The sequence below is a fragment of the Streptomyces sp. HUAS MG91 genome (assembly GCF_040529335.1).
GTDB lineage: Bacteria > Actinomycetota > Actinomycetes > Streptomycetales > Streptomycetaceae > Streptomyces > Streptomyces tabacisoli.
The window spans coordinates 6526090-6538699 of record NZ_CP159534.1; the positions used below are offsets into that span (position 1 = coordinate 6526090).

Below are 12610 nucleotides of genomic sequence, written 5' to 3' on the forward strand. Positions count from 1 at the left end.
AGGCAAGGAAGTTGGGACGCTCGACAAAGCCCGCCGTGCGGCTTATTTCCGGGAGGTCTCAACTCGGAAAAGACCGGCGTCCAAACCTGCATTCGATCTTGCCCAGCTCACAGGGAGTGGACTATACCTGTCGGCGTCCGGCCAGGCCCGCGTTCAGGCCGTGGCGGGACCGGGGGGACAGGGGGAAACGGCGGGGCGCGCGCAGCGTCCCGGTATCCGTGCATCGCCCCTCCAACCGGCTTGTTCCGCACCACCCAGCTCCATCTGCGTTCCCCCTCAGCAGGGGTACAACACAGCACATCACCGCGGTGCCGGGGAGGATCCGGTTCACCGCCTGAGTCCTGGAGAAGGCGAGGACTTGAGCATGGGATCCACTTCCGACCAGCACGGTAACGGTGGCGTCGGCCGTCGCACCCTGATCAAGCGCTCCGCGGCCCTCGGCATCGTCTCGGTGCCGGCCGTGAGCCTGCTGTCCGCGTGCGCGAGCGGTGACAGCGGCAGTGACGACAAGGTCAAGAAGGGTACGAAGTCCAAGAACAACCCGCTGGCGGTCAATGAGAGCGCGGCGCTGTCCGTGGTCATCTTCGACGGCGGTTTCGGCACCAAGTACGCCACCGACGCCAACGCCCAGTACAAGAAGGCGTTCCCCAAGGCGAAGGTCAACTTCCACGCCACCCAGAAGATCCAGTCCGAGCTTCAGCCGAAGTTCAACGGCGGCACCCCGCCGGACCTGATCGACAACTCGGGCGCCGAGCAGATGGACATGGGTGTCCTCGTCGGCAAGAAGCAGCTCGCCGACCTGACCCCGCTCCTGGACGCGCCGTCCGTCGACGACCCGAGCAAGAAGGTTCGCGACACCCTGCGGCCGGGCATCGTCGAGATGGGCCAGTTCGACGGCGACCCGGTGTGGATCATGTACTACGCGTACACGGTCTACGGCGTCTGGTACTCGCAGACGGCCCTGGACAAGCTGGACTCGCAGTACCCCGAGGACTGGGACGCGATGCTGGCCCTGTGCGCCAAGGCGAAGAAGAAGGGCATCGCCGGCTGGACGTACGCGGGCAAGTACCCGTACTACCTCCCCTTCTCGCTGTACCCGTTCATCGCCAAGATCGGTGGCCGCGAGGTCCTCGACAAGATCGACAACCTGGAGCCGAACGCCTGGAAGGACCCGGCCGTCAAGGCCGCCTTCGAGGCCTACTACGAGCTGTACAAGAAGGGCTACATCCTCAAGGGCACGCCCGGTATCGACCACATCCAGTCGCAGACCGAGTGGGCCAAGGGCAAGGCGCTGTTCATCCCGAACGGCTCCTGGGTGGAGAACGAGTCGGCGAAGGTCATCCCGAAGGACTTCAACCTGGCCGTCGGCGCGCCTTCCAGCCTCGACTCCAGCGACAAGATGCCGTTCGGCACCATCTGGGCGTCCGGCGGCGAGCCGTTCATCGTCCCGGCCAAGGCGGCCAACGTCGAGGGCGGCATGGAGCAGCTGCGCATCATGCTCAGCGAGGCCTCGTCGAAGAACTTCACCAGCCAGGTGAAGTCGCTGTCGGCCTTCAACGGCGGCACCGACGGCATCGAGCTGACCCCGGGCCTCAAGTCCGGTGTCGCGGCCCTGGAGAAGGCCGGCGACAACGTCGTCAACCCGCGCCTCCAGGACTGGTACGTGAAGCTCCAGAAGGAGCAGATCGGCGTCGCCGGGCTCGGCGAGATGATGGCGGGCCGCCTCACCCCGGCCGAGGCCATCAAGAAGATCCAGGGCTACGCGGACGCGGCGGCCAAGGACCAGTCGGTCAAGCACTACAAGCACCAGTAAGCGACAGGCGGAAGAACAGCACGTGCGCACAAGTCCACTGGTGCGGCACCCGCACAGCGATCGGGGTCGGTAACCATGCAACACGGCAAGTACCGCTTCATTGTGGGGTTCTTGGTGGCCCCCCTGGCGTTGTACGCCATCTTCGTCATCTGGCCGTTCATCCAGTCGATCTACTACTCGTTCACCGACTGGACCGGCCTGAGCCCCGACTTCAAGATGGTGGGCTTCGACAACTACACACGCCTGCTGCACGACGACATCTTCTGGAAGTCGCTGCAGCACAGTGTGATCTTCGTGGTGCTGTTGCCCCTGGTGACACTGAGCCTCGCGCTGTTCTTCGCCTTCATGCTGAACGTCGGGGGGCGGCGCCGTAAGGGCGCCGCCGTCGCCGGCGTCCGCGGCTCCGGCTTCTACAAGATCGCGTACTTCTTCCCGCAGGTCCTCTCGGTCACGATCGTGGCCCTGCTGTTCCGCTTCATCTACAACCCCAGCGGCGGCCTGCTGAACTCGGCGCTCGACGCCATCGGCCTCGGCAGCTTCCAGCCCCAGTGGCTGGGCGACCCGACCTGGGCGCTCTGGGCGGTCATGGCCGTCCTGGTCTGGAGCACCGTCGGCTTCTTCGTCGTCCTCTTCTCCGCGGGCATGGCGTCCATCCCCAAGGACTTCTACGAGGCGGCGCTGCTCGACGGCGCCAGCCGCATCACGACCTTCTTCAAGATCACCCTGCCGCTGCTGTGGGACACCATCCAGTCCGGCTGGGTGTACATGGGCATCCTCGCGCTCGGCGCGGAGGCGTTCTCGGCGGTGAACATCATGACCGTCGGTCCCGGCGGCCCCGACTACTCGACCACCGTGCTGCCGCTGTACGTGTACCAGTCGGCGTTCCGTGACGCGAACGCCGCTTACGCGACCACCATCGGCGTCGCGCTCCTCATCGTCACGCTGCTGTTCGCGGCGATCGTGATGCGTCTTGGCCGGCGCGATCGGCTGGAGTACTGATGAAGACCACTGACACCCCGCCCCCCGCCGACCCGAAGACGGACGCCGCCGGGCGGATCCCCGGTCAGCGGGTGGGCGAGCAGGACGCTCCCGACTCGGGGAAGAGCATCTCGGGCAGCACCCTCAACGTCTTCTCGCACGGCGTCCTGATCATCTGGGCGATCATGGTGGTGCTGCCGCTCCTCTGGGCGGTCATGACGTCCTTCAAGGACGACAACTCCATCCTGAGCACCCCGTGGGCGCTCCCCGACAAGCTGCACTTCGAGAACTGGTCGCGCGCCTGGTCGTCGGCGCACATGAGCGAGTACTTCCTCAACACGATCATCGTCGTGGGCTTCTCGCTGGTCGGCACGCTCGTGCTCGGCTCGATGGCGGCCTATGTGCTGGCGCGCTTCGAGTTCCCCGGCAACCGGTTCATCTACTTCCTGTTCGTCGGCGGCATGAGCTTCCCGATCATGCTGGCCCTGGTGCCGTTGTTCTACGTCATGAACAACATGCAGCTGCTGAACACGATCCCCGGCCTGATCCTGGCCTACATCGCGTACTCGCTGCCGTTCACGGTGTTCTTCCTGACGTCGTTCTTCCGGACCCTGCCGTCCTCGATCGCCGAGGCCGCCTTCGTCGACGGCGCCTCCCACACCCGTACGTTCTTCCAGATCATGCTGCCCATGGCCAAGCCCGGCCTGATCAGCGTGGGCATCTTCAACTTCCTCGGGCAGTGGAACCAGTACATGCTTCCGACGGTGCTCTTCAACGGAGACAAGAAGGTCCTCGCCCAGGGCCTGGTCGAGCTGGCCACCAGCCAGGGCTACAAGGGTGACTACTCCGGGCTCTTCGCGGGTCTGGTGATGGCGATGCTGCCCATCCTGGCCGCGTACATCATCTTCCAGCGGCAGGTGGTGCAGGGGCTCACCGCGGGGGCGCTCAAGTAACGCTCTCCACCTCTTGCGCGACCGGGCTCCGGCCCCGGAGAGACGCCTCTCCGGGGCCGGAGCCCTGCGTGTGGAGGGGATACCGGCGGTAGCCCCCGGCGGACACGGCCTGGAACCGATTTCCGTCAAGGGCTTGACGCCACTGGCCGGTTCAGCAGAGCTTGGAGTTCATAACTTGTACAAGGTTCGGTCACCCAGGGTGACGCGAGCCACGGATAAGGGTGGGTCAATGGAGACTCCGGGGTCGCAGTCGTCGCTGCACCGGGCCAATCTGGAGCGGGTCGTGCGCGCCGTACGACTCGCCGGTTCGCTCACGCAGGCGGAGATCGCGAGGACGACGGGCCTGTCCGCGGCGACCGTCTCCAACATCGTCCGGGAGCTCAAGGACGGGGGAACGGTCGAGGTGACCCCCACCTCGGCCGGGGGCCGCAGGGCCCGCAGCGTCTCGCTCAGCGGGGACGCGGGCATCGTGATCGGTGTCGACTTCGGCCACACGCACCTGCGGGTCGCGATCGGCAATCTGGCGCACCAGGTGCTCGCCGAGGAGTCCGAGCCGCTGGACGTGGACGCGTCCGCCGCGCAGGGCTTCGACCGTGCGGAGGAGCTGGTCGAGCGGCTGATCGCGGCGACCGGCGTGGACCGCACCAAGGTGGCCGGCGTCGGTCTCGGCGTGCCCGGCCCCATCGACGTGGAGAGCGGCACGCTCGGCTCCACCTCGATCCTGCCGGGCTGGACCGGAACCCGGCCCGCCGAGGAGCTGAGCAGGCGGCTCGGCGTCCCCGTGCACGTCGACAACGACGCCAACCTCGGCGCGCTCGGCGAGCTGGTCTGGGGGAGCGGTCGCGGGGTCAAGGACCTCGCCTACATCAAGGTCGCCAGCGGTGTCGGCTCCGGCCTGGTCATCGAGGGGAAGATCTACCGCGGCCCCGGGGGCACCGCGGGCGAGATCGGGCACATCACGCTCGACGAGTCGGGCCCGGTCTGCCGCTGCGGCAACCGCGGCTGCCTGGAGACCTTCACCGCGGCGCGCTACGTCCTGCCGCTGCTCCAGTCCAGCCACGGCACCGATCTGACCATGGAGGGCGTCGTGCGGCTCGCGCGCGACGGCGATCCCGGGTGCCGCCGCGTCATCGCGGACGTGGGCCGGCACATCGGCTCCGGAGTGGCCAATCTCTGCAATCTGCTCAACCCCAGCAGGGTCGTCCTCGGGGGCGATCTGGCGGAGGCCGGAGAGCTGGTCCTGGGGCCCATCAGGGAGTCCGTGAGCCGCTACGCGATCCCCAGCGCCGCCCGCCAACTCTCCGTCCTTCCTGGGGCGTTGGGCGGCCGTGCGGAGGTGCTCGGGGCGCTCGCCCTGGCGCTCAGCGAAATGGGCGATTCGACCCTTTTGGAAGGGATTGGCGGGGGCTCTGTTCCCGCTGCTACACCTGCCTTCACTTAGAGAACGCATGACACCGTTGCCATCTCGTTAAGTATTTACTCCTTGACGCTTGTGTTGCGGCCGAGTTGACTCCCAGCTACCTCGGCCGCAACGACGCGGCCTCGTCAGGGAGGTTTCTGAAGTGAACACGCGTATGCGTCGTGCGGCCTTTGCTTTCTGCGCCACCGCCATGGCTGTCTCTCTCGCCGCCTGTGGCTCCGCCAAGGAGTCCAAGGGTGACAGCGGCAAGTCCAGCGGCGACTCCAAGAAGGGCGACGCCATCACCGTCGGCCTGCTGCTCCCGGAGAACCAGACGGCTCGTTACGAGAAGTTCGACAAGCCGATCATCGAGAAGCAGATATCCCAGCTCACCAAGGGCAAGGGCAAGGTCGAGTACCTCAACGCGAAGCAGGACGTCAACCTGCAGTCGCAGCAGATCGACACGATGATCACCAAGAAGGTCGACGTCCTGATCCTGGACGCGGTCGACTACAAGGCCGTCGCCTCGGGCGTGAAGAAGGCCAAGGACGCCGGTATCCCCGTCGTCGCCTACGACCGCCTGGCCGAGGGCCCGATCGCCGCCTACACCTCGTTCGACAACACCGAGGTCGGCAAGACCCAGGGCAAGGCCCTGCTGGACGCCATGGGCTCGGACGCCAAGCCCAGCACCAAGATCGTCATGATGAACGGCGCGGTCACCGACCCGAACGCCAAGCAGTTCAAGGACGGCGCGCTCTCGGTGCTCAAGGGCAAGGTGGACATCGCCAAGTCCTACGACACCAAGGAGTGGAAGCCGGAGAACGCCAACTCCAACATGGAAGGCGCCATCTCCGCGCTCGGCAAGGACAAGATCAAGGGCGTCTACTCCGCCAACGACGGCATGGCCGGCGGCATCATCACCGCGCTCAAGGGCGCGGGCCTGAGCAAGCTTCCCCCGGTCACGGGCCAGGACGCCGAGCTCGCCGGTGTGCAGCGCATCATCACCGGTGACCAGAACATGTCGGTCTTCAAGTCGTACCCGCAGGAGGCCGAGACCGTCGCCAAGATGGCCGTCGCGGTCGCCAAGACGGGCAAGATCGACTCGGCCGGTCTGACCACCAGCACGGTCGACAGCGGCACCGACAAGGGCATCGCCTCGGTCATCGTGCCGGTCGTCTCCCTGACCCAGAAGAACATCAAGGAGACCGTCATCGACCAGGGTTACTACACCCTGGACGAGATCTGCACGCCGAAGTACAAGTCGGCCTGCGACAAGCTCGGCCTCAAGTAAGCCGATCGGGGCCACCGGGTCCGGCGCGTCCACCGACCCGCCGACCCGGCAACTCCCCGGTTCTGCACGGGACGTGCGCCCTCTTCCCAGTGGCGCTCCCGCAGAAGACACGTCCGGCGCCCCGCCGCCGACAGCCCCGCAGCTCAACGGCGCGGCGCCGGACGGAACAACCCCCCTCATTCTTCTTGGTTCAACCTCCCGCCGGGTCAGGCCTTTGGCGGCGAAGGAGATGGTTCACGTGTCCGCTACGCCTGTGCTGGCGTTGCGCGGGGTCTCGAAGCGATTCGGTGCCGTTCAGGCGCTCACCGACGTCGAGCTCGAGGTCCACGCCGGAGAGGTGGTCGCCCTCGTCGGCGACAACGGCGCCGGAAAGTCCACCCTTGTCAAGACGATCGCCGGCGTGCACCCCATCGATGACGGCGTCATCGAGTGGGACGGCAAGGCCGTCGCGGTCAACAAGCCGCACGACGCCCAGAACCTGGGCATCGCGACCGTCTACCAGGACCTCGCGCTGTGCGACAACATCGATGTCGTCGGCAATCTGTTCCTGGGCCGTGAGATCAAGCGCCGTGGCGTCCTCGACGAGGTCGAGATGGAGCGCCGCTCCATGGAGCTGCTCAAGACCCTGTCGATCCGCATCCCCAGCGTGCGGATCCCGATCGCCTCGCTCTCCGGCGGTCAGCGCCAGGTCGTGGCCATCGCCCGCTCCATGCTCGGTGAGCCCAAGCTCGTCATCCTCGACGAGCCGACGGCGGCCCTCGGTGTCGAGCAGACCGCCCAGGTCCTCGACCTCGTGGAGCGTCTTCGCGAGCGCGGGCACGCGGTCGTCCTCATCAGCCACAACATGGCCGATGTGAAGGCCGTCGCCGACAAGGTCGCCGTGCTCCGGCTCGGCCGCAACAACGGCGTGTTCGAGGTCAAGACGACCTCGCAGGAAGAGATCATCTCCGCCATCACCGGCGCCACGGACAACGCCGTGACCCGTCGTGCGGCGCGCAGCAACGCGGAGGCTCAGAAGTGAGCATCGACAAGGGCTCCAACGTGAGCACGGACAAGACCGACGCGTCCCCGGCCACGGTGGAGGCCGCCCCCGCGGCCGCCGGCGCGTCCGTCACCGCCGTCGACCCCCGCCTTCTGGTGCGCGAGCAGGGCTTCGCGGGATACATCAGCGAGTTCAAGCGCAAGATCAAGGGCGGCGACCTGGGTGCGATACCCGTCGTCATCGGCCTGATCGTCATCTGCGCGGTCTTCCAGAGCCTCGACTCGGCCTTCCTGGGGGCCGAGAACCTGAGCAACCTCGGCGTCCAGATGGTCGCCACCGGCATGATGTCCATCGGCATCATCTTCGTGCTGCTGCTCGGTGAGATCGACCTGTCGGTCGGCTCCGTCTCCGGCGTCTCCTCGGCGGTTCTCGCCGTCATGAGCGTCACGCACGGAGTGAACGAGTGGCTCGCCATCCTGGTGTCGCTCGCGGGCGGTGCCGTGATCGGAGCCGTGCACGGCTGGTTCTTCGCCCGGCTGGGCGCACCGGCCTTCGCGGTGACGCTGGCGGGTCTGCTGTTCTGGAACGGCTTCATGCTCCAGGTCCTCGGCGACAACGGCACGATCAACATCGACGGCGACGGCGTGGTGGGCCACCTCACGGGCTACTACTTCTCGGACGTGGCCGCCGCGTACGGGCTCGCGGTCATCGTCGTCGCGGCCTACTTCCTGTCGGCGTTCTTCGGCGCGCGCCGCCGTGCCGCCGCCGGGATCCCGTCCCGTCCGCTGAGCGACATCCTGCTGCGGACCGTGCTTCTCGCGATCGCGGCGTTCGGCGCCGCGGCGGTCTTCAACCAGTACAAGGGTCTGCCGCTCGCGGTCCTGCTGTTCGCCGTCGCGCTCGTCGTCACCGACTTCGTGCTGCGCCGCACCTCGTACGGCCGCAAGGTCTTCGCGCTCGGCGGCAGCGTCGAGGCGTCCCGCCGTGCCGGTATCAACGTGATCGCCGTCCGCATCTCCGTCTTCGCCATCTCCGGCCTCTTCGCCTCGATCGGCGGCCTCTTCTGGGCCTCCAAGATCGCGGCGGCGAACCAGAGCGCGGGCGCCGGCGACCTGCTGATGAACGTCATCGCCGCGGCCGTGATCGGTGGCACCAGCCTCTTCGGTGGCCGGGGCCGCACCTGGAACGCGCTGATCGGTGTGCTGGTGATCACCTCGATCCAGTCCGGCCTGGCGCTGGAGGGCATCGCGACCGCGATCCAGCAGATGATCACGGGCGCCGTGCTTCTCATCACGGTCGTCATCGACTCCGTCACCCGCAAGACCCAGAAGTCGGCCGGCCGCGCCTGACCCCTTCTGAGCTGGGATTCCCGGACTGACTGTGCCCGGTGTCAACGGTGACGCCGGGCACAGTCATGCCCCGAACGCACGGCCCGGACGCCGCTCGCAACGGCGGAACATTAGACTCGACAGACCCGGCAAGCTCGAACAGCTCAACCAGCTACTACAGCTCTACTGCAAGGAGGCACGGGTGCCGCTGCTGACCCGCATCACGGGACCGCGCGATCTGGACCGGCTCAGCCTGGAGCAGCTGGACCAGCTGGCAGGAGAGATCCGGACCTTCCTCGTCGACGCGGTTTCCAAGACCGGCGGCCACCTCGGGCCGAACCTCGGCGTGGTCGAGCTCACCATCGCCCTGCACCGGGTCTTCGAGTCGCCGCAGGACAAGATCCTCTTCGACACCGGTCACCAGTCCTACGTGCACAAGCTGCTCACCGGCCGCCAGGACTTCTCCCGGCTGAAGATGAAGGGCGGCCTGTCCGGCTACCCCTCGCAGGCCGAGTCCGAGCACGACGTCATCGAGAACAGCCACGCCTCCACGGTCCTCGGCTGGGCCGACGGCATCGCCAAGGCGAACGAGCTGCGCCGCACCGACGACCACGTCGTCGCGGTCATCGGCGACGGCGCGCTCACCGGCGGCATGGCCTGGGAGGCGCTGAACAACATCGCGGCCGCCAAGGACCGCCCGCTGGTGATCGTCGTCAACGACAACGAGCGCTCCTACGCGCCCACCATCGGCGGCCTCGCCAACCACCTGGCGACCCTGCGCACCACGGACGGCTACGAGCGCTTCCTGGCCCGCGGCAAGGACCTCCTGGAGCGCACCCCGGTCGTCGGCAAGCCCCTCTACGAGACGCTGCACGGCGCCAAGAAGGGCCTGAAGGACTTCATCGCCCCGCAGGGCATGTTCGAGGACCTCGGCCTGAAGTACGTCGGCCCCATCGACGGCCACGACATCGAGGCCCTGGAGTCGGCCCTCATCCGCGCCAAGCGGTTCGGCGGCCCGGTCATCGTGCACTGCCTCACCGAGAAGGGCCGCGGCTACCGCCCGGCCCTGGAGGACGAGGCCGACCGCTTCCACGGCATCGGCCCGATCCACCCCGACACCGGCCTGCCGATCAAGGCCGCGGGCGCCGACTGGACCTCGGTCTTCGGCGACGAGATGCTCAAGCTGGGCCAGGAGCGCGAGGACATCGTCGCGATCACCGCGGCCATGCTCCAGCCGGTCGGCCTGGAGAAGTTCGCCAAGGCCTTCCCCGACCGCGTCTACGACGTCGGCATCGCGGAGCAGCACGGCGCGGTCAGCGCGGCGGGCCTCGCCACCGGCGGCCTGCACCCGGTCTTCGCCGTCTACGCGACGTTCCTCAACCGCGCCTTCGACCAGGTCCTCATGGACGTCGCCCTGCACAAGTGCGGCGTGACGTTCGTGCTCGACCGGGCCGGCGTCACCGGCACCGACGGCGCCTCGCACAACGGCATGTGGGACATGTCGCTGCTCCAGGTCGTCCCCGGCATCCGGATCGCCGCGCCGCGCGACGCCGACCAGGTCCGCGCCCAGCTGCGCGAGGCCGTCCAGGTCGAGGACGCGCCCACGGTCGTGCGCTACTCCAAGGGCGCGGTCGGCCCGGCCGTCGAGGCGGTCGGCACGGTCGGCGGCATGGACGTGCTCCGCGAGCCGGGTTCCGACCGGCCCGACGTGCTCCTGGTCTCGGTCGGCGCCCTCGCGCCCATGTGCCTGGAGATCGCCGACCTGCTCGACAAGCAGGGCATCACCACGACCGTCGTCGACCCGCGCTGGGTCAAGCCGGTCGACGAGGCGATGGCCCCGCTCGCCGAGCGCCACCGCGTCGTCGTCACCGTCGAGGACAACTCCCGCGTCGGCGGTGTCGGCTCCTCGATCGCGCAGGCCCTGCGCGACGCGGGCGTCGACGTGCCGCTGCGCGACTTCGGCATCCCGCCGCGCTTCCTCGACCACGCCTCCCGCAAGGAGGTCATGGCGGAGATCGGCCTCACGGCCCCGGACATCGCCCGCCAGGTCACCGGCCTGGTGTCGAAGCTGGACGGCCGCCGGGAGCACTCCGTCGCCGAGGAGATGGAGCCGGCGCGCGACTGATCGTCGTACCGACCCGATGGGCCGGTCGAGCCACCTTCGGGTGGTTCGACCGGCCCATTCGCGTGAATACCCGTGACTGACCGGGTATCCGGTGCCTACTCGTCCCGATCATGTCGAGACGGAGGAGCGAGCCGCATGGAGGTATGCCGGTGACCACGCAACCAGACACAGGCCCAGGACAGGGCACGCGCCGCACGACCGGCCTGTTGCGCACCAAGTCCATCGAGCAGTCCATCAAGGACACCGAAGAGCCCGAGCACCGGCTCAAGAAGTCCCTCTCCGCGCTCGACCTCACCGTCTTCGGCGTCGGGGTCGTCATCGGCTCCGGCATCTTCGTCATCACCGGCACCGCCGCCACCGACTACGCGGGCCCGGCGGTGACCATCTCCTTCGCCGTCGCCGCCGTCGTCTGCGCCCTGGCCGCGCTCTGCTACGCCGAGTTCGCCTCGACCGTCCCGGTCGCCGGATCCGCGTACACCTTCGCCTTCGCCTCGCTCGGCGAGTTCCCGGCCTGGATCATCGGCTGGGACCTGATCCTGGAGCTGGCGCTGGGCTGCGCCACCGTCGCCGTCGGCTGGTCCGGCTACGTCCAGTCGCTCCTCGACAGCTGGGGCATCCCGCTCCCCGAGGCGCTGCGCGGCCCCGGCGAGGGCCACGGCTTCACCTTCAACCTCGCCGCGTTCCTGCTCGTCCTCGCCGTCATGACGGTCGTCGTCCTCGGCATGAAGCTGTCCGCCTGGGTCACCTCGGCGGTCGTCGCCGTCAAGGTCACCGTCGTCCTGATCGTGATCGCGGTCGGCGCCTTCTTCATCACCGGCTCCAACTACGACCCGTACATCCCGCCGAGCAAGCCCACCGAGGGCGGCTCGGGCCTGTCGCAGACGCTCCTCGAAGGAATCGCCGGGTTCACCCCGTCGAACTTCGGCATCATGGGCATCTTCACCGCGGCGGCCGTCGTCTTCTTCGCCTTCATCGGCTTCGACGTCGTCGCCACGGCCGCCGAGGAGACCCGCAACCCGAAGAAGGACGTGCCGCTCGGCATCCTCGGCTCGCTCGCCATCTGCACCGTCCTGTACTGCGCCGTCGCCTTCGTCGTCACCGGCATGCAGAACTACAAGAAGCTCGACCCGGAGGCGCCGCTCGCCGAGGCGTTCAAGGCGGTCGGCCACCCGTTCTGGGCGGGCGTCATCTCCTTCGGCGCGGTCGTCGGCCTCACGGTCGTCTGCATGATCCTGCTGCTCGGCCAGAGCCGGGTCTTCTTCGCGATGAGCCGGGACGGTCTGCTGCCGCCGGTCTTCAGCGCCGTCCACCCCAAGTTCCGTACGCCGTACCGCTCGACGATCATCCTCGGGCTGCTCACCGCGCTCGTCGCCGGTTTCGTCTCCCTGACCGAGCTGTCGAAGCTGGTCAACATCGGCACCCTGTTCGCCTTCGTGATCGTCGCCGTCGGCGTGCTCATCCTGCGCCGCACCCGGCCCGATCTGCCGCGCGCCTTCCGGGCCCCGTGGGTGCCCGTGCTGCCGATCGCGTCGGTGGCGTGCTCGGTGTGGCTGATGCTGAACCTGTCGGTGGAGACCTGGCTGCGGTTCGCGGTCTGGATGGTCGTCGGCGTGATCATCTACTTCGCCTACGGGCGACGCCACAGCCGCGCCGCGGAGGGCGCGGAGACCGCGGGAGCCTCAGGGGGCGGCAACTCCCGGTAACCGGCAATCCCTTGACCCGGCCCCGTATGTCCCGCTTC

9 protein-coding genes are annotated in these 12610 nt (G+C 67.9%); all 9 read left to right on the forward strand.

What is annotated here, in order from left to right:
• Nucleotides 1–364 precede the first annotated feature (364 nt).
• Nucleotides 365–1813, forward strand: coding sequence for an N-acetylglucosamine/diacetylchitobiose ABC transporter substrate-binding protein (gene ngcE / locus ABII15_RS29630; RefSeq protein WP_353945316.1), 1449 nt, complete (start codon nucleotides 365–367; stop codon nucleotides 1811–1813).
• A 75-nt stretch (nucleotides 1814–1888) separates the two neighbouring features.
• Entirely contained in the window at nucleotides 1889–2812 is a 924-nt protein-coding gene (locus ABII15_RS29635) for a sugar ABC transporter permease (protein ID WP_353945317.1), read from the forward strand.
• A complete protein-coding gene (locus ABII15_RS29640) occupies nucleotides 2812–3744 on the forward strand; it encodes a carbohydrate ABC transporter permease (RefSeq protein WP_353945318.1) in 933 nt (310 codons plus the stop codon). The genes ABII15_RS29635 and ABII15_RS29640 overlap by 1 nt, the downstream gene beginning before the upstream one ends.
• Before the next feature lie 229 nt (nucleotides 3745–3973).
• Nucleotides 3974–5185: an ROK family transcriptional regulator gene (locus tag ABII15_RS29645; RefSeq protein ID WP_353945319.1), complete on the forward strand. Its 1212-nt coding sequence runs from the start codon at nucleotides 3974–3976 to the stop codon at nucleotides 5183–5185.
• Nucleotides 5186–5318: 133 nt separating this feature from the next.
• Nucleotides 5319–6434: a substrate-binding domain-containing protein gene (locus ABII15_RS29650; protein WP_353947243.1), complete on the forward strand. Its 1116-nt coding sequence runs from the start codon at nucleotides 5319–5321 to the stop codon at nucleotides 6432–6434.
• A gap of 229 nt (nucleotides 6435–6663) precedes the next feature.
• Nucleotides 6664–7455, forward strand: a complete 792-nt coding sequence (locus ABII15_RS29655; RefSeq protein WP_353945320.1) for an ATP-binding cassette domain-containing protein — start codon at nucleotides 6664–6666, stop codon at nucleotides 7453–7455.
• 56 nt (nucleotides 7456–7511) lie between these two features.
• Nucleotides 7512–8765, forward strand: coding sequence for a sugar ABC transporter permease (locus tag ABII15_RS29660; protein ID WP_353947244.1), 1254 nt, complete (start codon nucleotides 7512–7514; stop codon nucleotides 8763–8765).
• A 181-nt stretch (nucleotides 8766–8946) separates the two neighbouring features.
• A complete protein-coding gene (gene dxs / locus ABII15_RS29665) occupies nucleotides 8947–10869 on the forward strand; it encodes a 1-deoxy-D-xylulose-5-phosphate synthase (RefSeq protein WP_353945321.1) in 1923 nt (640 codons plus the stop codon).
• Between the two features lie 143 nt (nucleotides 10870–11012).
• Nucleotides 11013–12572, forward strand: coding sequence for an amino acid permease (locus tag ABII15_RS29670; protein ID WP_353945322.1), 1560 nt, complete (start codon nucleotides 11013–11015; stop codon nucleotides 12570–12572).
• Nucleotides 12573–12610: the final 38 nt, after the last annotated feature.

Coding starts and splice junctions, on each gene's coding strand:
- ngcE (WP_353945316.1), top strand. CDS start 365: ATGGGATCCACTTCCGACCAGCACGGTAACGGTGGCGTCGGCCGTCGC.
- ABII15_RS29650 (WP_353947243.1), top strand. CDS start 5,319: ATGCGTCGTGCGGCCTTTGCTTTCTGCGCCACCGCCATGGCTGTCTCT.
- ABII15_RS29655 (WP_353945320.1), top strand. CDS start 6,664: ATGGTTCACGTGTCCGCTACGCCTGTGCTGGCGTTGCGCGGGGTCTCG.
- ABII15_RS29645 (WP_353945319.1), top strand. CDS start 3,974: ATGGAGACTCCGGGGTCGCAGTCGTCGCTGCACCGGGCCAATCTGGAG.
- ABII15_RS29640 (WP_353945318.1), top strand. CDS start 2,812: ATGAAGACCACTGACACCCCGCCCCCCGCCGACCCGAAGACGGACGCC.
- ABII15_RS29635 (WP_353945317.1), top strand. CDS start 1,889: ATGCAACACGGCAAGTACCGCTTCATTGTGGGGTTCTTGGTGGCCCCC.
- ABII15_RS29670 (WP_353945322.1), top strand. CDS start 11,013: ATGCCGGTGACCACGCAACCAGACACAGGCCCAGGACAGGGCACGCGC.